The sequence below is a fragment of the Klebsiella sp. WP4-W18-ESBL-05 genome (genome assembly GCF_014169075.1).
GTDB classification, from domain to species: Bacteria; Pseudomonadota; Gammaproteobacteria; order Enterobacterales; family Enterobacteriaceae; genus Kluyvera; species Kluyvera ascorbata_B.
The window spans coordinates 4,824,792-4,847,953 of record NZ_AP022057.1 but is presented as its reverse complement, the minus strand read 5'-3'; the positions used below and the strand labels follow the sequence as shown (position 1 = coordinate 4,847,953).

Annotated in this window: 19 protein-coding genes and 1 riboswitch; of the genes, 11 read left to right on the top strand and 8 right to left on the bottom strand. The window is 56.5% G+C overall.

What is annotated here, in order from left to right:
* Nucleotides 1–33: 33 nt before the first annotated feature.
* Genes gldA through ptsP form a run of 3 tightly spaced genes read right to left on the bottom strand, consistent with a single transcriptional unit; the run spans nt 34 to nt 4,324 of the window.
* Complete coding sequence (gene gldA, locus H7R58_RS23085; protein ID WP_106929386.1) at nt 34–1,137, bottom strand: bifunctional L-1,2-propanediol dehydrogenase/glycerol dehydrogenase; 1,104 nt, start codon at nt 1,135–1,137, stop codon at nt 34–36.
* Nucleotides 1,138–1,148: 11 nt separating this feature from the next.
* A complete protein-coding gene (gene fsa, locus H7R58_RS23080; RefSeq protein WP_182929717.1) occupies nt 1,149–1,811 on the bottom strand; it encodes a fructose-6-phosphate aldolase in 663 nt (220 codons plus the stop codon).
* Between the two features lie 11 nt (nt 1,812–1,822).
* Nucleotides 1,823–4,324: a phosphoenolpyruvate--protein phosphotransferase gene (gene ptsP, locus H7R58_RS23075; protein WP_182929716.1), complete on the bottom strand. Its 2,502-nt coding sequence runs from the start codon at nt 4,322–4,324 to the stop codon at nt 1,823–1,825.
* 311 nt (nt 4,325–4,635) lie between these two features.
* Between ptsP and H7R58_RS23070 the strand changes: the two genes are divergently transcribed.
* The 3 genes from H7R58_RS23070 to H7R58_RS23060 all read left to right on the top strand — a co-directional run bounded on the left by H7R58_RS23070 (nt 4,636) and on the right by H7R58_RS23060 (nt 6,500).
* Entirely contained in the window at nt 4,636–5,715 is a 1,080-nt protein-coding gene (locus tag H7R58_RS23070) for a PTS fructose transporter subunit EIIC (RefSeq protein WP_106929391.1), read from the top strand.
* 17 nt (nt 5,716–5,732) lie between these two features.
* On the top strand, nt 5,733–6,053 hold the full coding sequence (locus tag H7R58_RS23065; RefSeq protein ID WP_106929393.1) for a PTS fructose-like transporter subunit IIB: 321 nt from the start codon (nt 5,733–5,735) through the stop codon (nt 6,051–6,053).
* A 90-nt stretch (nt 6,054–6,143) separates the two neighbouring features.
* Complete coding sequence (locus tag H7R58_RS23060; RefSeq protein WP_223878958.1) at nt 6,144–6,500, top strand: PTS fructose-like transporter subunit IIB; 357 nt, start codon at nt 6,144–6,146, stop codon at nt 6,498–6,500.
* On the opposite strand, the gene H7R58_RS23055 is transcribed toward H7R58_RS23060, so the two are convergent.
* The 3 genes from H7R58_RS23055 to argE all read right to left on the bottom strand — a co-directional run bounded on the left by H7R58_RS23055 (nt 6,487) and on the right by argE (nt 11,645).
* Complete coding sequence (locus tag H7R58_RS23055) at nt 6,487–7,335, bottom strand: helix-turn-helix transcriptional regulator (protein WP_106929395.1); 849 nt, start codon at nt 7,333–7,335, stop codon at nt 6,487–6,489. The two genes, H7R58_RS23060 and H7R58_RS23055, sit on opposite strands and share 14 nt — an antisense overlap.
* 205 nt (nt 7,336–7,540) lie before the next feature.
* A complete protein-coding gene (ppc, locus tag H7R58_RS23050) occupies nt 7,541–10,192 on the bottom strand; it encodes a phosphoenolpyruvate carboxylase (RefSeq protein WP_182929714.1) in 2,652 nt (883 codons plus the stop codon).
* Between the two features lie 301 nt (nt 10,193–10,493).
* Nucleotides 10,494–11,645, bottom strand: coding sequence for an acetylornithine deacetylase (gene argE / locus H7R58_RS23045; RefSeq protein ID WP_182929713.1), 1,152 nt, complete (start codon nt 11,643–11,645; stop codon nt 10,494–10,496).
* A gap of 153 nt (nt 11,646–11,798) precedes the next feature.
* Here argE and argC point away from each other — a divergent pair, with 153 nt between their 5' ends.
* The 4 genes from argC (at nt 11,799) to oxyR (ending at nt 16,305) form a co-directional block, all read left to right on the top strand.
* Nucleotides 11,799–12,803, top strand: a complete 1,005-nt coding sequence (argC, locus tag H7R58_RS23040) for an N-acetyl-gamma-glutamyl-phosphate reductase (RefSeq protein ID WP_182929712.1) — start codon at nt 11,799–11,801, stop codon at nt 12,801–12,803.
* A gap of 9 nt (nt 12,804–12,812) precedes the next feature.
* Nucleotides 12,813–13,589 carry an acetylglutamate kinase gene (argB, locus tag H7R58_RS23035; protein WP_106929402.1) on the top strand — a complete coding sequence of 259 codons (777 nt, stop codon included), beginning with the start codon at nt 12,813–12,815 and terminating at the stop codon, nt 13,587–13,589.
* 119 nt (nt 13,590–13,708) lie between these two features.
* The gene (gene argH, locus H7R58_RS23030; RefSeq protein WP_106929404.1) at nt 13,709–15,082 is read left to right on the top strand and encodes an argininosuccinate lyase; all 1,374 of its coding nucleotides are present in this window, start codon (nt 13,709–13,711) and stop codon (nt 15,080–15,082) included.
* Between the two features lie 305 nt (nt 15,083–15,387).
* A complete protein-coding gene (gene oxyR, locus H7R58_RS23025; RefSeq protein WP_106929406.1) occupies nt 15,388–16,305 on the top strand; it encodes a DNA-binding transcriptional regulator OxyR in 918 nt (305 codons plus the stop codon).
* On the opposite strand, the gene sthA is transcribed toward oxyR, so the two are convergent.
* Nucleotides 16,288–17,688: a Si-specific NAD(P)(+) transhydrogenase gene (sthA, locus tag H7R58_RS23020; RefSeq protein ID WP_106929407.1), complete on the bottom strand. Its 1,401-nt coding sequence runs from the start codon at nt 17,686–17,688 to the stop codon at nt 16,288–16,290. The genes oxyR and sthA overlap by 18 nt on opposite strands.
* 197 nt (nt 17,689–17,885) lie before the next feature.
* Here sthA and fabR point away from each other — a divergent pair, with 197 nt between their 5' ends.
* Both fabR and H7R58_RS23010 read left to right on the top strand, forming a co-directional pair.
* Complete coding sequence (gene fabR / locus H7R58_RS23015; RefSeq protein ID WP_106929409.1) at nt 17,886–18,521, top strand: HTH-type transcriptional repressor FabR; 636 nt, start codon at nt 17,886–17,888, stop codon at nt 18,519–18,521.
* A 15-nt stretch (nt 18,522–18,536) separates the two neighbouring features.
* Nucleotides 18,537–18,890 (top strand): YijD family membrane protein, encoded by a 354-nt coding sequence (locus H7R58_RS23010; protein ID WP_106929411.1) that lies wholly within the window; start codon nt 18,537–18,539, stop codon nt 18,888–18,890.
* A gap of 88 nt (nt 18,891–18,978) precedes the next feature.
* On the opposite strand, the gene trmA is transcribed toward H7R58_RS23010, so the two are convergent.
* Entirely contained in the window at nt 18,979–20,079 is a 1,101-nt protein-coding gene (gene trmA / locus H7R58_RS23005; protein WP_106929412.1) for a tRNA (uridine(54)-C5)-methyltransferase TrmA, read from the bottom strand.
* Between the two features lie 114 nt (nt 20,080–20,193).
* Nucleotides 20,194–20,381: riboswitch (cobalamin riboswitch) on the top strand.
* Nucleotides 20,382–20,445: 64 nt separating this feature from the next.
* Here trmA and btuB point away from each other — a divergent pair.
* Nucleotides 20,446–22,302, top strand: coding sequence for a TonB-dependent vitamin B12 receptor BtuB (gene btuB, locus H7R58_RS23000; protein ID WP_106929414.1), 1,857 nt, complete (start codon nt 20,446–20,448; stop codon nt 22,300–22,302).
* Entirely contained in the window at nt 22,247–23,104 is an 858-nt protein-coding gene (gene murI / locus H7R58_RS22995) for a glutamate racemase (RefSeq protein WP_106929415.1), read from the top strand. The genes btuB and murI overlap by 56 nt, the downstream gene beginning before the upstream one ends.
* The last annotated feature ends 58 nt before the right edge of the window (nt 23,105–23,162 follow it).

Below are 23,162 nucleotides of genomic sequence, written 5' to 3'. Positions count from 1 at the left end.
AAGCGGGGATTTTTTGTTTGTGTGGTGAGGGGGTTACTCCCACTCGTGCAGAAAACGCTGCCCATACTGGTCAGCGACCAGCAGCGCCGCGTATACGCGGTCAGGTTCCGCGCCGCCAGGCATGTTGTGAATCGTTTCCCCCTCGGCACAGGCTGCTTCCGCCACCAGGCGCATTTTTGCCGGAATATCATCTTTAATGTCCAGCTGTGCCAGGGTAATCGGCAGACCCACGCTGTGGCACAGTGCGGCCACGGTTTCAATTTCTTCAACCGGCGCGTTTTCCAGCACCAGTTGGGTCAGGGTGCCAAACGCGACTTTCTCGCCGTGGTAATAATGGTGTGCGTCCGGAATCGCCGTCAGCCCGTTGTGCACGGCGTGCGCGGCGGCCAGGCCTCCGCTTTCAAAGCCAACGCCGCTGAGGTAGGTATTGGCTTCGATCACGCGCTCCAGCGCCGGGGTGACCACGTGCTGCTCGGCGGCCAGCATCGCTTTTTCACCTTCTTCAATCAGCGTGTTGTAACACAGTTCAGCCAGCGCCAGCGCGGCCTGGGTGCACTTGCCGCCTGCCATCGTGGTGGCACCGCTACGTGAACAGGCGCGGGCCTCAAACCAGGTGGCCAGTGCATCGCCAATCCCGGCAGCCAGCAGACGGGCCGGGGCGCCGGCAACGATTTTGGTGTCGACAATCACCATATTCGGGTTGTGCGGCAGCATCAGGTAGCGGTCAAATTCACCGTCGTCGGTGTACAGCACGGAGAGCGCGCTGCACGGTGCATCGGTGGAGGCGATGGTGGGGACGATCGCGACCGGCAGATTCATAAAGTGGGCCAGCGCTTTGGCGGTATCCAGCGTTTTGCCGCCGCCAATGCCTAAAATGGCGCTGCATTTGGCGCTGTTTGCCACATCCTGCAGACGGTTAACTTCATTTTGTGAGCACTCGCCGCCGAAGGGGGCAATCTCAACGGCCAGCCCGGCCTCGGTCAGGCTTTTGCGCAACGTCTCTTCGGCAAATCCCAGCACGAATTTGTCGCCCACAACCAGCCAGCTGTTGGCCATCGGTTTTAAGTAATCACCCAGGCGAGTGATAACGTCAGCGCCCTGAATATACTTACCTGGTGATTGAATAATGCGATCCATACATTTCTCCCTTACAGGTTCAGATTACCAAATGCGTTCTTCCAGTCTTGCTCGAACTTCTCTATTGCTGACTCTACCGCGGGTGTGCCGAGCATTTGTTGCGCTACATCTAAAGGAAGGGTGATGGCTTCGCAGCCTGCCAGTAAACAGTCCAGCGCCTGACGCGGTGTTTTAAAGCTGGCGGCCAGTACCTTACTTTCCGGTACGTGGAGTTCCAGCAATGACTGTAATTCCTGCACCATGCGAATGCCGTCGCCGCCCTGGGCGTCAACGCGGTTCACATACGGGGCGACGTATTTAGCGCCCGCCAGCGCGGCCAGCAGCCCCTGTGAGGCGCTGTAAACCGCCGTGCCAAGAGTCGGAATGCCTTCTTTTTTCAGCAGTTTAATCGCCGCCAGCCCTTCAGCGGTAACCGGGACTTTGACCACAATCCCCGGAATGGCGTCATTCAGCTTGCGTGCTTCCGCTACCATGCCGTCAGCGTCGCGGCTCATGGTTTGGGCAAACAGCGTGCCGCTTTCGCCAACCGCTTTTTTCAGGCGCGGCAGCACATCCCAGAGAGATTCTTTGCTGGCAGCGACAATGCTGGGGTTGGTGGTCACGCCAGCAATGGGGAAAATGCGCGCCAGGCGTTCAACTTCCTGCACATTGGCGGTATCCAGATACAGTTCCATGCTCGTTCCTCTTAAAGTTCCAGTTCATGTTGCAGCAGACTGGCGATAGCGTCGGCAGAGGCGGCGTTAACCAGAGAGTTGCGGAATTCTTCGTGCATAATGCGGCGTGCCAGGCGCGAGAAGATGCGCATGTGCTGGTCGCCCGCGGCATGTTTGTTAAGCGTCAGCATAATGATGAACTGCGCTTCTTCATCGCCCCAGGTCACCGGTGCGGGCAGCCGTGCGACGCTGATGGTCGATTGTTCGATATGTTCAGATTTGCTGTGCGGAATGGCGAAGCTGAAGCCCAGCCCGGTGGAGAACACCGCCTCTCGCGCCCACAGGTCAGCCTCCAGCTTGCGTGGGTAGCGGCAGCGCCCGGCGAGCAGCAGATTGTCGGTCATCCCTTTGAGCACCTCTTCTTTGCTGCGCCAGTCGTTATCCAGCGAAATGCAGCGTGGGGTAATCAGCGGCGCGTCCTGCTGGCTCATGCGGAACTGCGCCAGCAGATGTTCGACTTCCAACGAAGTGCGGCAGGCCATCGCCTGGTTAAGCAACTGACGGCAGGCGCGGCTGTCGAGCTGTGCCAGGCGGGCTTTGGTGGCCGGAATTGACGGTGCGCTCATGCTGATTTCATCCAGACCGAGGCCGACCAGTAGCGGCAGCACCGAGCCTTTCGCGCCCAGCTCGCCGCAAAGACCAATCCATTTGCCCTGGCGATGTACCGCCTGCACGGCGTAGTCGAGGGCGCGCAGGAAGGCCGGATTCAGACTGTTGTAGTGGCGAGTCACTTTGGCGTTATCGCGGTCGACCGCCAGCAGGTATTGCGTCAGGTCGTTACTGCCAATGCTGAAGAAATCGATCTCTTCACAGCATTGATCGATGATAAACATGACCGACGGTACTTCCAGCATGATGCCTAGCGGAATGCGTTCATCAAACGGTACGTGCTCGCTGCGCAGCTGTTGTTTGGCTTCGGCGACCTTTTCTTTTACCCACAGAATCTCTTCCATCGAGGAGATCATTGGGATCATAATTTTCAGGCTACCGTGTGCCGACGCGCGCAGAATGGCGCGTAGCTGAGTGGTGAACAGCGCCGAGTATTCTTCGTAGATACGCACCGCGCGATAGCCGAGGAACGGGTTGTTCTCCGCCGGAATATTAAGGTAATCCACCGGTTTATCGCCGCCAATGTCCATCGTGCGAATAATAATGCTCCGTCCGTTGGCGGACTCCAGTGCCTGGCAGAAAATATTGTACAGCTCGCTTTCACTCGGCTCGCTGGCCCTGTCCATATACAGCATTTCGGTGCGGAACAGACCGACCGCTTCTGCACCGTTGCCAAAAGCCGCCTGTGCTTCGACGGAGTGCGCGATGTTGGCGGCCACTTCCAGACGGATGCCGTCAGCGCTGCGCGCTTCTTTATGCAGCCACTCGCTTTGCTGTTCGCGAATAGCGGCCTGCATGCGGGCCTCCTGCTGATAGTAGCGGGCGATCGCTTCCGTTGGCGCGACGACGACCGCACCGGCGTTACCGTCTAGGTACACCGTCTGGTTTTGCCATGGTGTCATGGCGTCGATATCTACACCGACGAGCGTCGGAATGTTGAACGAACGGGCAAGAATAACCGTGTGTGACGTGGTACCACCGCTTTGCAGCAGCAGCCCTTTCAGTCGCGTTTTATCCAGCTCCAGGAACTGGCTTGGGGTCAGTTCTTCTGCGATGCAAATAGCCGGTTGGGTCAACTGCCCTGGTGCAGGGAAACGCTGTTCGCCGTAGATATGCTGGAGCAGCTGGAAGCCAACATCGCGCACATCCAGCGCGCGTTCCTGTAGATAACTGCTGCTAGAGCGGGTGAATTCGGCGCAGAAGTGGTTGGTGCTCTCGACAATGGCCTGTGCGCAGCTTAGGCCGCCGTTAACGCCCGCCAACAGGTGTTGGCGCAGCGAGGCGTCGGTCGCCAGCGAACGGTGTGCTTCAAGAATGGCGCTGGCGGTGCTGTCGCTGTCCAACAGGCGCAGTTCCAGCGTTCTGACCAGCCGGGTCAGCCCGGCGTCCAGCGCAGATTGCTCCTGTTCCGGACTTTGAGCCGATGGCAGATCGCTGAGGTTATTGAGATCCAGCGCGGCCAGGCGGGTTAAGGTACCGCCCGCGCTGCCGCTGCAAACGGGCTGAGCGCGGAACAGCGTTGGGTTCAGCCGGGTTAACGATTCTGGCAGGGGGGCCTGCTCAATGCAGTCAGCCTGCGCCAGCGGTGCGTCGCACAGCGGGAACTCGTCTTTTAGCCAGACGGAAAGGCGCTGGTGGGCGGCCTGTTCATCGCTGCCGTGAATGATGAGCTGGCAGCTATCGCCCGCCAGGGTATCGGTGCCAATCAGCGCCAGTGCGCTTTTGGCGTTGCCTTTACGGTCGGTGCGCAGGTTATGCCATTCAATATCACAGCGAAACGTGTTGCACAGCGTCTCAACATGGCTGGCCGGACGGGCGTGAACGCCGTTCGGTAATTCACAGACAAATTCAATAACCAACGCCATAGCCTTCTCTCCCAATCATTCGTTATAGGCAACAGAATAGGGGGCTTGCCATCGGCATCGCTATCTGACAATTATGCAAAAAACTGGACAAATGTATGGTCTGCTGGAAAATGAGAGCAACCTCACAGGTTGCTCTCTTCCCCTATAAAGAAGGGAAGCGGGTGAACTTTTGAGGTCGCTCGCATTTTTCTTCTGACATTACAAAAATCCAGTAAATGCACTTTTTATCCACTGTCTGCCCCGTCGCCAATTGCCTATTGTTTGTCACAACACCTTAATGGACATGGGCCAAAGAAGCCCAGGAGCGACTGATGAAAGAATTGGTGCACATACTCAAAAACACCCGTCAGCACTTAATGACTGGCGTGTCGCATATGATCCCGTTTGTGGTTGCGGGCGGCATTTTGCTGGCGGTCTCCGTCATGCTGTACGGCAAGGGGGCCGTACCGGATGCTGCTACCGATCCTAACCTGAAAAAGTTGTTTGATATTGGTGTCGCGGGCCTGACGCTGATGGTGCCATTCCTCGCGGCCTATATCGGTTACTCCATCGCCGAGCGCTCCGCGCTGGCACCGTGCGCCATCGGCGCATGGGTGGGCAACAGCTTTGGTGCGGGCTTCTTTGGCGCGCTGATCGCCGGGATTATCGGCGGTATCGTCGTCTATTACCTGAAGAAAATTCCGGTGCACAAAGTGTTGCGCTCGGTGATGCCTATCTTCGTGATTCCTATCGCCGGCACCTTCATTACCGCAGGGGTCATGATGTGGGGGCTGGGTGAACCGGTTGGTCTGCTGACCACCAGTCTGACCCACTGGCTGCAAGGGATGCAGCAGGGCAGTATCGTCGTGCTGGCGGTGATCATGGGCCTGATGCTGGCGTTCGATATGGGCGGCCCGGTGAATAAAGTCGCCTACGCCTTCATGCTGATCTGCGTGTCGCAGGGGGTGTATACCGTGGTGGCGATTGCCGCGGTGGGGATCTGCGTGCCGCCGCTGGGTCTGGGGCTGGCGACGCTGATTAACCGTAAGAATTTCAATAATGAAGAACGTGAAGCCGGTAAAGCGGCGCTGGTGATGGGCTGCGTGGGCGTGACCGAAGGGGCGATTCCGTTCGCCGCCGCCGACCCGCTGCGCGTTATCCCGTCAATCATGCTGGGCTCCGTTTGTGGTGCGGTAACTGCGGCGTTAATGGGCGCGCAGTGCTACGCCGGCTGGGGCGGTTTGATTGTCCTGCCGGTGGTGGAGGGCAAGCTGGGTTATCTGCTGGCAATTGTGGTAGGGGCGGTCGTCACCGCCGTCAGCGTCAACCTGCTGAAGAGTCTGGCACGTAAGAACAAAAAAGCGACGGTCGAAAAAGAAGACGACCTGGATTTAGATTTCGAAATTAACTGATTGAGAAGGTAGAGATTATGACCAATATTATTGCGGTAACGGCCTGTCCTTCCGGCGTAGCACACACGTACATGGCCGCAGAAGCGCTGGAAAGCGCGGCGAAATCAAAGGGCTGGAACGTGAAGGTCGAAACACAGGGGTCGATTGGTCAGGAAAATGAGCTGACGCAGAGCGATGTGGCGGCAGCAGATATGGTGATTCTGACCAAGGATATCGGCATTAAGTTTGAAGAGCGCTTTGCCGGTAAAACCATTGTGCGGGTGAATATTAGCGACGCAGTGAAGCGTGCTGACGCTATTATGAATAAAATTGAGGCACACTTAGCGCAGAGCGCCTAAGCATAACCTCGATACCATAGGTACCGACAGACTGGCGGGCGCGAAAGATTTTTGCGCCCGCCAGCGTTTATTTTCTGCAAGGGGGGGACGATGGCGGCAACGAGCGGACGAATGTTAGTGGCGGTAACCGCCTGCGTAAGCGGCGTGGCCCATACCTATATGGCGGCTGAACGTCTGGAAAAGCTCTGTCAGCAGGAAAAGTGGACGATAAAAATTGAAACCCAGGGCGCGCTGGGGATTGAAAATGCGCTTACGGAAGAGGATATCCGCCGCGCCGATGCCGTGCTGTTGATTACCGATATTGAACTGAACGGCAGCGATCGTTTTACGCAAAGCCGCTATGTACAATCAGGCATCAGCGCCTTTTTACGCGAGCCGCAGAAGGTCATGAGCGCGGTGCGTAAGCTGCTTTCCGCGCCGCAGCAGACGCATATTATTCTGACATAGTCAGTTGGCTGTGGTACTGGCGGCGGTACTCCGACGGCGAGCGCGCGGTGTTTTTGCGAAACAGTCGGCAGAAGTAATTGCTGTCGATAAATCCGCAGGCGTGGGCAATCTCTTTGACCTTTAAATCATACCCCTTCAATAGCCGCCTAGCGTGCTCCAGGCGGGTATGATTGAGGTATTCATTAAACCCCATAATGCCGCTTTTCTGGAACAGGTGTGACAGATAGTTTGGCGAAATATAGAACGCTTGCGCTACCGATTCACGGGTGAGCGGCTCGGCAAAATGGGTATCAATATACTCGCGAATCGCATCGAATAGCGCCTGGCTGCGTGAGGCAGTTTGGATCTGGCTGCTGAGCAGGTCGGCACAGTGGCTGACCAGGCTGGTGGCAATCAGCCGGGCGGTTTGCTGTTCCTGCGGCTGCATCTGGATTTCGCTCATGGTTTGCAGCAGGAAAGAGCCAATGCGTGGCCCGCGACGGGCGACGTGCTGTTTTGCGAGGTTTTGCAACCGCATGCCGTCCCACTGCTGAACGCTAAAGCCCAGCTGTTGCTTGCCAAACAGGATGCTGAGGGTGGTGGCGGAGGACTGCCACTGGGGAAAGTTCCAGCCGCCCGCAGGTACGTAAAGCGCCTCGAGCGCGTTCATGCAGGGGGCGTCATCGCCCAGCCCTGCGTCGGCGAGTTGCCCCTCCAGCAGGATCTCCAGACGCGGAAAATCGACCTTAAACGCCATTTCTGGCAAAGGCGTGTGGTTAACCGCGAAATGAATTTTTTGCAGTGGCGTAATGCCGGAAGCAATCTGGGAAAGCAGCGGATTGATGTCGTAAAACATGAGGCTCCCTGTCGTGATGAACAACGAAGAAACCTTAACCGAGGGGATAAAAAAAGGCCACAAAGAATGTGGCTTTTTCAGATTGCTGACAAACCTGTTGGCGCGGTGCCGGATGGCGTCGCAAGCGACTTATCCGGCCTACAAAGGATGTCGGCAATCCACGTAGGCCCGATAAGCGTAGCGCCTTCCGGCAACGTACGCGGAATTAACCGGTGTTACGCATACCCGCCGCGACGCCGGCGATGGTGACCATCAGCGCCTGTTCGACGTTATGGTCTGGTTCCAGACCTTCTTCTTCCGCTTTACGCGAGCGATGCAGCAGTTCGGCCTGCAGGACGTTCAGCGGGTCGGTATAGATGTTACGTAGCTGGATAGATTCGGCGATCCATGGCAGATCGGCCATCAGGTGTGCATCGTTAGCGATATCCAGTACCACTTTGATATCGGCTTCCAGCTGCTCGCGCAGCTCGGCGCCCAGCGCCCACAGCTCAGGTTTCACCAGACGCTGATCGTAGTATTCCGCCAGCCACAGGTCCGCCTTCGAGTAGACCATTTCCAGCATACCCAGACGGGTAGAGAAGAACGGCCAGTCGCGGCACATCGTTTCCAGCGCGTTTTGCTTACCGTCTTCCACCACTTTTTGCAGCGCGGCACCGGCACCCAGCCAGGCGGGCAGCATCAGGCGGTTTTGCGTCCAGGCAAAGATCCACGGAATGGCTCGCAGAGATTCAACGCCGCCGGTCGGACGTCGTTTGGCCGGACGAGAACCCAGCGGCAGTTTACCCAGCTCTTGCTCCGGCGTGGCGGAACGGAAGTAAGGCACGAAATCTTTGTTTTCACGCACGTAGCCGCGGTACATCTCGCATGAGATGTCGGACAGCTCGTCCATAATGCCGCGCCATTCTTCTTTTGGCTCCGGCGGCGGCAGCAGGTTTGCTTCCAGAATAGCGCTGGTATACAGCGACAGGCTGCTGACGGTGACTTCCGGCAGACCGTATTTGAAGCGGATCATTTCGCCCTGTTCCGTCACGCGCAGGCCGCCTTTCAGGCTCCCCGGCGGCTGTGACAGCAGCGCGGCATGGGCCGGCGCGCCGCCGCGCCCGATAGAACCGCCGCGGCCGTGGAACAGCGTCAGCTCAATGCCTGCTTTTTCGCAGGTTTTGATCAATGCGTCCTGTGCCTGATATTGCGCCCAGGAGGCTGCCATTACGCCCGCATCTTTTGCTGAGTCGGAATAGCCAATCATCACCATCTGTTTGCCCTGAATGAAGCCGCGATACCAGTCGATGTTGAGCAACTGGGTCATCACGTCATCGGCGTTGTTCAGGTCGTCCAGCGTTTCGAACAGCGGAGCGACCGGCAGTGCGAAGGTGATCCCGGCTTCTTTCAGCAGCAGATGAACCGCCAGCACGTCGGACGGCGTTTTGGCCATTGAGATCACGTAAGCGGCGACGGAACCCTGCGGCGCGTCGACGATCGCTTTACAGGTTTTGAGCACTTCGAGGGTATCGTTGCTCGGCTCCCAGCTGCGTGGCAGCAGCGGACGCTTAGAATTCAGTTCACGGATCAGGAATGCCTGTTTGTCGGCTTCAGACCAGCTTTCATAGTCGCCAATGCCGAGGTAGCGGGTGAGCTCGCCCAGCGCTTCGGTATGACGGGTGCTTTCCTGGCGGACGTCAATACGTACCAGCGGGACGCCAAAACACTTCACACGACGCAGGGTGTCGAGCAGTTCGCCGTTGGCGATAATGCCCATACCGCAGGCCTGTAGTGATTTATAACAGGCGTACAGCGGGTCCCACAGCTGTTCGTTCTGGCTGATCAGTCCCGCCGGTTTTGGCAGACGCTGGCCTTTGAGACGCGCTTCCAGCCAGGCCTGGGTGGCCATCAACTGACTGCGCAGGGTTTTCATCAGGTAGCGGTACGGTTCGGTTGCGCCTTCTTCGCCAACCAGCTCGCGCAGCTCGTCGGTGCATTCCACCATCGACAGCTCGGAGATCAGCACCTGAATATCTTTCAGGAACAGGTCGGTGGCTTTCCAGCGACTTAACAGCAGGACGTGACGGGTAATTTCTGCGGTGACGTTCGGGTTGCCGTCGCGGTCGCCGCCCATCCAGGAGGTAAAGCGTACCGGAACGAAGTCGACCGGCAGGCGATAGCCAAGGTTCTCTTCGAGCTGTTCGTTAAGTTCGCGCAGATAGTTAGGCACGCCTTCCCATAGGCTGTTTTCAACCACCGCAAAGCCCCATTTTGCTTCATCAACCGGGCTTGGACGATGCTTACGAATTTCATCCGTATGCCATGACTGGGCAATCAGCTGGCGCAGGCGGCGCATAATCTGGTTGCGTTCGTAGTCGGCAATATCGTTATTATCGAGCTGTTTCAAGCAGTTGTTGATTTCACCCATCTTGTGAATCAGCGTACGACGCGTGATTTCGGTTGGGTGGGCAGTCAGCACCAGCTCCAGTGACAGGGATTCAACCGCCTGTTTAATGGTGGTTTCGTTGAGATCGGGTTGGTCTTTGAGTTTGCGTAGAGTGCGGGCAATCACTTCCGGGTTGCTTGCCGCTTCGCCTTTCGGCGAAATGCTGTGGTACTGTTCGGCGGTGTTGGCCAGGTTAAGGAACTGGCTGAACGCGCGGGCGACCGGCAGCAGTTCATCGTTAGACAGGTTCTGCAGCGTGCTGAGCAGCTCCTGGCGATTGGCTTCGTTGCCCGCACGAGAAGATTTGGACAACTTACGGATCGTTTCTACACGGTCAAGAATGTTCTCACCAAGCGCATCCTTGATGGTATCGCCTAGCACTTTACCGAGCATACTGACATTACTACGCAACGCGGAATATTGTTCGTTCATTAACCCAGACACCCCATCTCATTTTATTTTGTTATATCCCGCCCTTTGGAACGAAAGGCCGGAATAAAGACACCTCTTTTATAAAGCCACGTAAAAACCCTTACGTCAATTGCTGCGAAATCGCTTCAGCAAACGAATAAATCGCGGCAATTTACGAAAGTTAATTCGCTTCGTGCCAGATAAGAAATGCTTATGAAAATGTGAGGGAGATCGCGGCTTAGAGATGCCGGATGGCGCTGCGCTTATCCGGCCTACGGGCGGGGGTAGGCCCGGTTGGCGTAGCGCCACCGGGCAAGATTCATTAGTGCCAGCAGAAGTGATGCACCACCTGGGTAATTAACTCGCGCGTCGGCTTAATAAAGCGGGTTTCCAGGTATTCGTCCGGTTGGTGTGCCTGGTTGATCGAGCCCGGGCCGAGGACGATTGTCGGGCACAGGGTCTGGATAAACGGCGCTTCGGTGCAGTAGTTCACGACGTCGGTTTTGGTACCGAGCAGTTTTTCCAGCACTTCAACCAGCTGGTGATCCGGCGGGCATTCGTAGCCAGGGATAGGCGCGTGCAGTTCGCTGACCGTCAGGCGCCCAGGCCACTGCGCGCTGACCGGCTCGAGCGCTTCATCCAGCAGACCGTTGAGATCGCCCAGCGTCATGCCCGGCAGCGGACGGATATCCATGTGCAGCTCACAGCAGGCGCAGATGCGGTTGGAGGCATCGCCACCATGAATGCTGCCGAGGTTTAGCGTTGGGTATGGCACGGTGAAGGCATCATAGTGATAGCGTTCTTTTAGCGAATCGCGCAGATGCATCACGCGGCCAATGGCGTCATGCATGATTTCAATAGCGTTGACGCCGCGCGCCGGATCGCTGGAGTGGCCAGACTGGCCCATCACGCGAATGGCGTTCGACATATGGCCTTTGTGTGCGCGCACCGGCTGTAAGGACGTCGGCTCGCCGATGATGGCGCAGTCAGGACGGAGTTCGGTGGACTCGGAGAAGTAACGCGCCCCCGCCATGCTGGTCTCTTCATCTGCCGTTGCCAGAATGTACAGCGGTTTTTTCAGCGTCGTCACATCCACATCACGCAGCGCATCGAGAATAAAAGCGAAGAAACCTTTCATGTCGGCGGTGCCGAGGCCGTAGAGCTTGTTGTCGTGTTCGGTCAGGGTGAACGGATCGCGAGTCCAGCGCCCGTCATCAAACGGTACCGTGTCGGTATGACCGGCGAGCAGCAGCCCACCCGCGCCGTGGCCGGTGCTGGCCAGCAGGTTGAATTTATTGCGCGTGCCGGGGACCGGCTGCACCTCAACATTGAAGCCTAAAGAGGAGAACCAGTCTGCCAGCAGAGTGATTAAAGACGCATTACTCTGATCGAGCGCTTCTTCGGTTGCGCTGATGGACGGGGTGGCGATCAACGCACGGTAAATCTCGATAAATGGTGGTAAATTGTTTTTCATTGTTGACACACCTCGGGTCGTGATAGTATCAATATTCATGCAGTATTTGTGAATAAAAATACATTATCATTAGGCGTAAGAAAACCCACCAACGGTAGGGTGAAGTGACGACGCTTAATCAGGCAAACAGACATAAGAAGGTAAACGGCCCCGATGTTGAATACGCTGATTGTGGGCGCGAGCGGCTACGCTGGCGCAGAGCTTGTGACCTATGTGAATCGCCATCCTCATATGAACATAACCGCTTTGACGGTCTCAGCGCAAAGCAATGATGCAGGAAAGTTAATCTCAGATTTGCATCCACAGTTAAAAGGGATTGTCGATCTGCCGCTGCAGCCGATGTCCGATATCAGCGAATTTAGCGCGGGCGTAGACGTGGTGTTTCTCGCCACCGCGCATGAAGTCAGCCACGATCTGGCGCCGCAGTTCCTCGCGGCGGGCTGCGTGGTGTTCGACCTCTCCGGGGCGTTCCGCGTCAATGACGGTGCCTTCTACGAAAAATATTACGGTTTTACCCATCAGTACCCCGAACTGCTGGAGCAGGCGGTGTACGGTCTGGCGGAGTGGAACGCGGATAAACTGAAAGAAGCAACGCTTATCGCGGTGCCGGGCTGCTACCCCACGGCGGCGCAGCTTTCCCTGAAACCGTTGATTGATGCCGATCTGCTGGATCTCTCTCAGTGGCCGGTGATCAATGCGACCAGCGGCGTGAGCGGTGCCGGGCGTAAAGCAGCGATCTCCAACAGCTTCTGCGAAGTTAGCCTGCAGCCGTACGGCGTATTTACCCACCGCCATCAGCCGGAAATTGCCAGCCATTTAGGCGCCGAGGTGATTTTTACCCCGCATCTGGGCAACTTCCCGCGTGGGATTCTGGAAACCATTACCTGCCGTCTGAAACCGGGCGTAAGCCAGGCGCAGGTGGCGGACGCTTTACAACAGGCCTACGGCGACAAGCCGATGATGCGTTTATACGAGAAGGGCGTTCCGGCGCTGAAAAACGTGGTGGGCCTGCCGTTCTGCGACATCGGTTTTGCCGTTCAGGGCGAACACCTGATCGTGGTAGCAACCGAAGATAACTTATTGAAAGGCGCCGCCGCACAGGCCGTGCAGTGTGCCAATATCCGTTTCGGCTTTGCTGAGACGCAGTCTCTTATTTAAGGTGTGACGATGATGAATCCATTAATTATCAAACTGGGCGGCGTGTTGCTGGATAGCGAAGAGGCGCTGGAGCGTCTGTTTACCGCGCTGGTTAACTACCGCGAGTCGCATCAACGCCCGCTGGTGATTGTTCACGGCGGCGGCTGCGTGGTGGACGAACTGATGAAACAGCTCAACCTGCCGGTAAAAAAGAAAAATGGCCTGCGCGTCACGCCAGCCGACCAGATTGACATCATCACCGGCGCACTGGCGGGTACCGCCAACAAAACGCTGCTGGCATGGGCGAAGAAACATGATATCGCCTCCGTTGGCCTGTTCCTCGGCGATGGCGACAGCGTGAAGGTCAGCAAACTGGATGAAGAGTTGGGCCACGTGGGTCTGGCGCAGCCGGGTTCGCCAAAACTGATTAACCTGCTGCTGGAAGGCGGTTTCCTGCCGGTGGTGAGCTCAATTGGCGTGACCGACGAAGGGCAACTAATGAACGTCAACGCTGACCAGGCGGCAACCGCGCTGGCGGCAACGCTGGGCGCAGACTTGATTCTGCTCTCCGATGTGAGCGGTATTCTCGACGGTAAAGGCCAGCGTATTGCCGAAATGACGGCGGCGAAGGCTGAACAGCTGATCGACCAGGGTATTATTACCGATGGAATGATTGTGAAGGTGAACGCGGCGCTTGATGCGGCGCGTACGCTGGGTCGCCCGGTGGATATCGCTTCATGGCGTCACGCGGAGCAATTGCCGGCGCTGTTTAACGGCACGCCGATTGGTACGCGTATTCTGGCTTAAACATTTGTGTGCCGGATGGCGGCGTAAACGCCTTATCCGGCCTGCGTGAACAGAACCTGTAGGCCGGATAAGCGTAGCGCCATCCGGCAGTGAAATCGAAGAAATTAAGGAAGCATGTTATGGCACTTTGGGGTGGGCGTTTTACTCAGGCAGCGGATCAGCGGTTCAAACAGTTCAATGACTCTTTACGCTTTGATTATCGCCTGGCGGAGCAGGATATCGTTGGCTCTGTTGCCTGGTCCAAAGCGCTGGTGACGGTTGGCGTGCTGACCGCTGACGAACAGTCTCAGCTGGAAAGCGCGCTGGGCGTGCTGCTGGAAGAGGTTCGCGCCAATCCGCAGCAGATTCTGGAAAGCGATGCTGAAGATATCCATAGCTGGGTAGAAGGCAAGCTGATCGACAAAGTGGGTCAGCTGGGTAAAAAGCTGCACACCGGCCGTAGCCGTAACGATCAGGTGGCGACTGACCTGAAGCTGTGGTGCAAAGATACCGTTGCAGAGCTGCTGGTGGCTAACCGTCAGCTGCAAAGTGCGCTGGTTGAGACGGCGCAGGCGAATCAGGACGCAGTGATGCCGGGCTATACTCACCTGCAGCGCGCGCAGCCGGTGACGTTTGCCCACTGGTGCCTGGCCTACGTTGAGATGTTGGCCCGTGACGAAAGCCGTCTGCAGGATACCCTGAAGCGTCTGGACGTTAGCCCGCTGGGCTGCGGCGCGCTGGCGGGGACCGCGTATGAAATCGACCGTGAACAGCTGGCCGGCTGGCTGGGCTTTGCTTCTGCAACCCGCAACAGCCTGGACAGCGTTTCCGACCGTGACCACGTGCTGGAGCTGCTTTCCAACGCCTCTATCGGCATGGTGCACCTGTCACGCTTCGCCGAAGATCTGATCTTCTTTAATACCGGGGAAGCCGGTTTTGTTGAGCTGTCCGATCGCGTGACCTCAGGCTCTTCTCTGATGCCGCAGAAGAAAAACCCGGACGCGCTGGAGCTGATCCGCGGTAAATGCGGACGCGTGCAGGGTGCGCTGACCGGCATGATGATGACCCTTAAAGGGCTGCCGCTGGCCTATAACAAAGACATGCAGGAAGACAAAGAAGGCGTGTTCGATGCGCTGGATACCTGGATGGACTGTCTGCACATGGCGGCGCTGGTGCTGGACGGCATTCAGGTGAAACGCCCGCGCTGCCAGGAAGCCGCGCAGCAGGGTTATGCTAACGCGACTGAACTGGCGGATTATCTGGTTGCCAAGGGCGTCCCGTTCCGTGAAGCACACCATATTGTGGGTGAAGCCGTCGTCGAAGCCATTGCACAGGGTAAACCGCTGGAAGATCTGGCGCTGGCTGATTTGCAAAAATTCAGCGCGGTGATTGGCGAAGATGTCTATCCGATTCTGTCGCTGCAATCCTGCCTCGATAAGCGTGCGGCGAAAGGCGGCGTATCACCGAAACAGGTGGCGCAGGCGATTAGCGACGCAAAGGCTCGCCTTGCGTAGCCATGTTTTGTAGGCCTGATAAGCGTAGCGCCATCAGGCACTAATATCAGTAGCCCGGCCAAGCGTAAGCAACGCCGGGTTTTTTATGCGTAAAAAAAGCGGGCCACGGGGCCCGCAAACGTTCATGTTGGCTTTATTTAGTCGAGTTTTGAGAGAAACTCAGAAATCGGCGCGATGACTTCAAGGGTTAAACAAGGACCGCGCGGTTTCTGTGGTTTATTATTAAACAGAATCCTTGATAGGGATAATCATTCATTGCTATTCTATCTATCGCCATGAACTATCGTGGCGATGGAGGATGAATAATGAATATTCGCGATCTTGAATACCTGGTGGCGTTAGCTGAACACCGGCATTTCCGCCGGGCGGCAGATTCCTGCCACGTCAGCCAGCCAACTCTGAGCGGGCAGATTCGAAAACTGGAAGATGAACTGGGCGTGATGCTGCTGGAGCGTACCAGCCGCAAGGTGCTGTTTACCCAGGCCGGACTGCTGCTGGTGGACCAGGCGCGTACGGTGTTACGCGAGGTCAAAGTGCTGAAGGAGATGGCTAGCCAACAGGGGGAGACGATGTCCGGCCCGCTGCATATCGGCCTGATCCCGACCGTTGGCCCGTACCTGCTGCCCCACATAATCCCGATGCTGCACCAGACGTTCCCGAAGCTCGAAATGTATCTGCATGAAGCGCAAACCCATCAGCTGCTGGCGCAGCTCGATAGCGGTAAGCTGGATTGCGCCATTCTGGCGCTGGTCAAAGAGAGCGAAGCCTTTATTGAGGTGCCGCTGTTTGATGAGCCGATGCTGCTGGCGATCTATGAAGATCACCCGTGGGCCGAGCGCGATCGCGTGCCGATGTCGGATCTGGCCGGTGAGAAACTGCTGATGCTGGAAGATGGCCACTGCCTGCGCGATCAGGCCATGGGCTTCTGTTTTGAAGCCGGTGCGGATGAAGATACTCACTTCCGCGCGACCAGTCTGGAAACCCTGCGCAATATGGTGGCGGCAGGCAGCGGGATTACCCTACTGCCGGCGTTGGCCGTGCCGCCGGAGCGGAAACGCGATGGTGTGGTCTACCTGCCGTGCATTAAGCCGGAACCGCGCCGCACCGTGGGGCTGGTGTATCGACCGGGGTCGCCGCTGCGCAGCCGCTATGAGCAGCTGGCAGAGGCCGTCCGTGAGACGATGGACGGCCATTTCGAAAAGACGTTAAAAAAGGCGATTTAAGCCGTTTAGCGCAGCGACCCGATAGGCTTCTGCCATGGTCGGGTAGTTAAAGGTGGTGTTAACGAAGTACTCAATGGTGTTGCCGCCACCTTTCTGCTCCATAATCGCCTGGCCGATGTGAATAATTTCGGCCGCGCGTTCCCCAAAGCAATGAATGCCGAGGATTTCTTTCGTCTCCCGATGGAACAGGATCTTCAGGCTTCCTACGCTCATGCCCACGATTTGCGCTCGCGCCAGATGTTTAAACTGGGCGCGGCCCACTTCATACGGCACCTTCATCGCGGTCAGCTGCTGTTCGGTTTTGCCGACGGAGCTGATTTCAGGAATGGTATAGATCCCGGTCGGGATATCTTCAATCAGGTGAGCGGTCGCTTCGCCTTTCATCAGCGCCTGTGCAGCAATACGTCCCTGATCGTAGGCGGCGGAGGCCAGGCTTGGATAGCCGATGACGTCGCCGACGGCGTAAACGTGCGGCAGCGCGGTCTGGTACAGGCTATTGACCTTCAACTGACCGCGGCCATCGGCCTGTAGGCCGATGTTTTCCAGCGACAGCGAGTCGGTGTTGCCGGTACGGCCGTTGGCGAACAGCAGACAGTCGGCTTTTAGCTTTTTGCCGGACTTCAGGTGCATGATCACGCCGTCGTCCACGCCTTCAATTTTCTCGTACTCTTCGTTGTGGCGAATGACCACACCGCTATTCCAGAAGTGGTAAGACAACGAGTCTGACATCTCCTGGTCGAGAAACGCCAGCAGGCGGTCGCGGGTGTTGATCAGGTCAACCTTCACGTCCATACCGCGGAAGATAGACGCGTATTCGCAGCCGATAACCCCGGCGCCGTAAATAATGACGTGGCGAGGTTCATGGTGCAGGCTCAGGATAGAGTCGCTGTCATAAATGCGCGGGTGAGTGAAATCGACATCGGCCGGACGATACGGGCGCGAGCCGCAGGCGATCACGAACTTGTCAGCGGTTAATGTTTCAACCGACCCATCCGGGCATTCCAGCGCGATGGTATGTTCGTCGACGAAACGGGCGTCGCCCTGCAGCATTTCGCAGTGATTGCGCTCATAAAAACCCTGACGCATACGAGTCTGCTGATTGATTACGCTATCAGCATGATTCAGGATGTCGGCAAAGGAAGAGCGGAGAAGTCGGCTGTGGTCGCTGTAGAGAGGGTTCTGGTTGAATTCGATAATACGGCTGACGGCGTGGCGAAGGGCTTTGGAAGGAATGGTACCCCAGTGGGTACAGCCGCCGCCGACATTATGATAACGCTCAATAACGGCGACACGGGCTCCCTGCTTCACCAGACCCATAGCAGCACCTTCGCCGCCGGGGCCGGAACCAATTACTATTGCATCATAATCGTAGGAATGTGGCATGGTAAGGCTTACCTGTTCTTATACATAAAAGCAACAGAATCATAACATCATCGAAGTAATAACCCAATTATCGTTGGGCTTTTTTCATACGAAATAGCATAAATAGCATGTAAACAATCATTAACAAAGCTGCGTAAGTCGATTCGTTTTAATCTCTGGTATAGTGCCAGCAGGTCATGTGGAAGGATTCAGTCATCGTGATGGGTGTTAGAGCGCAACAAAAAGAAAAAACCCGGCGGTCGCTGGTAGAAGCGGCATTCAGTCAACTTAGTGCCGAACGTAGTTTTGCCAGCCTGAGCCTGCGCGAAGTCGCGCGTGAGGCAGGAATTGCGCCAACCTCTTTTTATCGCCACTTCCGCGATGTGGATGAGCTGGGGCTGACGATGGTCGATGAAAGCGGCCTGATGCTGCGTCAGCTGATGCGTCAGGCGCGCCAGCGGATTGCCAAAGGCGGTAGCGTTATTCGTACCTCCGTTTCGACCTTTATGGAATTTATCGGCAATAATCCAAACGCCTTCCGCCTGCTTCTGCGCGAACGTTCAGGAACGTCCGCCGCATTTCGCGCGGCGGTAGCGCGTGAAATTCAGCATTTCATTGCGGAACTTGCTGACTATCTGGAAATCGAAAACCATATGCCGCGTGCCTTCACGGAAGCGCAGGCCGAGGCGATGGTAACCATTGTATTTAGCGCAGGGGCCGAGGCGCTGGACGTGAGCCCTGAACAGCGCCGGCAGTTGGAAGAACGGCTGGTGCTGCAATTACGGATGATCTCAAAAGGCGCGTACTACTGGTATCGCCGTGAACAAGAGAAGACGACACATCAGTCCGAATAAGGTGGTAAACGAGCAATGAAACTGTCAGGTCAAGAAAAGGGTACGCTGCTGCTGGCGCTGTTGGCTGGCTTATCGATTAACGGCACGTTTGCAGCCCTGTTTAGCTCCATCGTACCTTTCTCCGTTTTTCCCATTATCTCGCTGGTGCTGACGGTTTACTGTCTGCATCAACGCTATCAGAACCGTACGATGCCGGTGGGGTTGCCAGGCCTTGCTGCTGCCTGCTTTATTCTGGGCGTGCTGCTGTATAGCACCGTGGTGCGTGCCGAGTATCCGGACATCGGGTCTAACTTCTTCCCGGCGGTACTGTCGGTAGCGATGGTCTTCTGGATCGGTTACCGGATGCGTAACCGCAAACACGAGTCCTAATCAGTAGGCCGGATAAGCGCAGCGTCATCCGGCGCTGACGGAGCAGATTGGCGGATGGCGGCTTCGCTTATCCGGCCTACGTTAAGTCTTACTTCTTCGTGAGCAGTACGCCGCATTCCATATGGTGGGTGTATGGGAACTGGTCGAACAGCGCCAGGCGGCTAACGTTATGCGTCTGGCTCAAGGTTTCCAGGTTCTGGCATAGCGTCTGCGGGTTACAGGAGATGTACAGAATATTCGGGTACCCCTGCACCATTTTCTCGGTTTCACTATCCAGCCCGCTGCGCGGTGGGTCGACGAAAATCGTTTCGCACTGATAGCTTTTCAGATCGATGCCCTGCAGGCGGTTAAACTCACGCACGCCGTTCATCGCCTGCGTAAACTCCTCTGCCGCCATGCGGATAATCTGCACGTTGTCGATCTGGTTGGCGGCGATATTGTACTGCGCGGCCGCGACCGATGGCTTGGCGATTTCAGTGGCCAGCACGCGGTTGAAGTTGCGCGCCAGCGCCAGCGAGAAGTTACCGTTACCGCAGTACAGTTCCAGCAGGTCACCGCGTGAATTTTGCGTGGCGTTGAGTGCCCACTCCAGCATGTGAATGTTCATCGCAGCATTCGGCTGCGTGAAGCTATTCTCCACCTGACGGTAGATCATTTCTTTGCCCGCCACCGGCAGGCGTTCATCGATATAGTCCTGATCCAGTTCGATTTTTGTTTTCGTCGCGCGGCCAATCAGATGCACGTTAAGCCCTTTGGCCCGCAGCGCGTCACGTAGCGCTTCGGCCTCTTCACGCCACTCGTCATCCAGCTTTTTATGGTACAGCAGCGAGACTACCGCCTGATGGCTTAGGGTGGTGAGGTAGTCAATCTGGAACAGCTTATGGCGAAGCGCGTGGTTGCCGCGCACGCCCTCGAGCATGGCGGTCATCAGCGTGTTTATCAGCTCGCTGGCCGCCGGGAACGTGTCGACGCGAATACGGCTTTTGCTCTGCTGGTCGAACATGATGTGATACAGGTCATCACCATCGTGCCAGATGCGGAATTCGGCGCGCATGCGGTAGTGGCTGACCGGCGAGCGGAACACCTCCGGCGCGGGCGCGCTAAACGGCGCCATCATCGTTTGCAGGCGAGTGACTTTCTCGGCGAGCTGAGCGTCGTACTGTTCGGTAGGGAGGTGTTCGGGGGTCATGATGCATCCTGAATAATAAAAGTACGCGGGGATTGTAGGGCCTGCTCAGGGGATGTCCAGTACCGAGACAGGTGAAAATCATAAATAGCAGTCTGGACATCTATATGTAACTAAATGTAGCATCCCCGTACCGGTCCTGTGAGTTAAAAGGGAATCCAGTGTGAATCTGGGGCTGACGCGCAGCGGTAAGGAAGGTGGGAAACGAATGCACCCGATGCAGACACTGCGGCTTGCCGTGGGAAGTCCTCGTTTTCCGATGTCGCCTCCAAGCCCGAAGACCTGCCGGATGACGTCGCATGGGGTTTTATCGTCGCGAACAACGTATAAAGCCTGCGGCATCCTTTTTATGTTTCGGATGCTTTAAAAATGATTAAAAAAGCTTCGCTGCTGACGGCGTTATCCGTCACGGCATTTTCTGGCTGGGCGCAAGACAGCAATTCAGACACGCTGGTGGTGACCGCCAACCGCTTCCAACAACCTGTTAATACCGTTCTGGCTCCTACGGATATTGTTACGCGTGATGATATTCAGCGCTGGCAATCTAAAGATCTGAACGACGTTATGCGCCGCCTGCCGGGCGTTGATATCGCTCAGAATGGCGGTATCGGGCAGAGCGCTTCTCTTTATGTCCGCGGTACCGAAGGACGCCACGTGCTGGTGCTGATTGACGGCGTGCCTATGGCGCGTGCGGGCATTTCCAATGGCATTGATATTGGGCAGATTCCGGTATCGCTGGTGCAGCGCATTGAGTATATCCGTGGGCCGCGTTCAGCGGTGTACGGGTCTGGCGCGATCGGCGGTGTCGTCAACATTATTACCTTGACCGACGATGAGCACGCTCAGATTAATGCCGGTGCGGGTACTAACGGCTATCAGACTTATGATGGCGCGGTGAACAAACGCTTTGGCGACACGCTGGTGACGGCGGCTGGGGCTTACCAGACGACTCACGGCTTCAACGTTCAGCCGGATTCCCCTTACAGCGGTGATAGCGACCGTGACGGCTATCGCAATAAACTGTTCTGGGGCGGCGTACAGCATAAGTTCGACGATAACTTCTCCGGCTTTTTCCGTGGCTATGGCTATACCGCTAACAGCGATTACGATCAGGGTTCTTATGGGTATGCGGGCGGTAACGACGAGGCGCAGAACTATACGCAGTCCTGGGATACGGGCCTACGCTACAGCTCGGGTATTTACTCTTCCCAGCTGATTGCGAACTACCAACACCTGAAAAATTACAACTACAGCAACGATCTCGGCCGCTATGCCGGGGATGCGACGCTGGACAATATGGAACAGCGTTATATCCAGTGGGGGAATAACGTTGAAGTTGGGCACGGGGCGATTAGCGGCGGCGTCGACTGGAAACAGGAAAAACTGACGTCCAGCAGCACCACGTTATCGGATGTCTATAAGCGCGATACGACCGGGCTATACCTGACCGGGCAGCAGCAGCTTGGTGACGTCACCTTAGAAGCTTCCGGACGTGAAGATCATGATGAGCAGTTCGGCTGGCACGGCACCTGGCAAACGGCCGCAGGCTGGCAGTTTGTCGATGGCTATCGGGCCACGCTCTCTTATGGTACTGGCTTCCTGGCACCTTCTCTGGGGCAACAGTTTGGGGCGACGCGCTTTGCTTCATCCTATGGGCCGGGCATTGCCGCTAACCCTGACCTGAAACCGGAAGAGTCTAAGCAATGGGAAGCGGGTCTTGAAGGGTTAACCGGTCCGCTGGACTGGCGTCTGTCGGCTTATCATTACGAAATCCAGAACCTGATTGACTACAAAAACAATCAGTACATCAACGTGAAGTCGGCCACCATTAAGGGGCTTGAATGGACGGGGAATATCGCCACCGGTCCAGTGGAGCATCATCTGACGCTGCAATACGTCGATCCACGTGATGACCAAACTGACAAGGTGCTTTATCGCCGCGCTAAGCAGCAGGTGAAGTATGAGCTGACCGGACAGGTTTACGATCTTGGCTGGAATGTCATGTATCAGTACCTGGGTGAGCGCTACGATAATGATTATGACAATAATCGTGATGTAAAAATGGGCGGCGTGAGCTTATGGGACATCGGATTATCGTATCCGGTCACCTCACACCTGACAGTTCGTGGTAAAATAGCCAACCTGTTCGATAAAGATTACGAGACAGTTTATGGCTACCAAACTGCAGGACGGGAATACACCTTGTCTGGCAGCTACACCTTCTGAACCACGTCCCACCGTGCTGGTATTTGATTCCGGCGTAGGTGGGCTGTCGGTCTACGATGAGATCCGGCATCTCTTGCCGGATCTTCATTACATCTATGCGTTCGATAACGTCGCTTTCCCGTATGGCGAGAAGAGTGAAGAGTTTATCGTTGAGCGCGTTGTTGAAATCGTCACTGCGGTACAGCAGCGTTATCCATTAGCGCTGGCCGTCATCGCCTGTAACACGGCGAGCACGGTATCGCTGCCCGCGCTGCGTGAGCACTTCGGCTTCCCCGTTGTGGGCGTAGTCCCGGCCATTAAACCGGCGGCGCGTCTTTCGGCGAACCGTATCGTCGGGCTGCTGGCAACGCGAGGGACGGTGAAGCGTCCTTATACGCATGAGCTGATCGCCCGCTTTGCTAACGAATGCCGTATAGAGATGCTCGGTTCTGCAGAGCTGGTGGAGCTGGCTGAAGCGAAGCTGCACGGCGAACCGGTGCCACTCGACGAGTTGAAGCGCATTCTTCGCCCATGGCTTCGTATGCCGGAGCCGCCGGATACCGTCGTGCTCGGCTGCACCCACTTCCCGCTATTACAAGAGGAACTGCTGCAGGTGTTGCCGGAGGGTACCCGACTGGTGGATTCCGGTGCGGCGATTGCGCGTCGAACGGCTTGGTTGCTTGAGCATGAGGCACCGGATGCGAAATCCAGTGAACCGAATCTGGCCTACTGCATGGCGCTCACGGCGGAAACTGAGCAACTTTTACCCGTTTTACGCCGTTATGGCTTTGAAACGCTCGAAAAACTGCCTGTTTCATCCTGATTTGTTCAAAAAAGAGACGCTTGAAAAGTTTTTTTAAAACAGGGCTTGTCAACGTCTC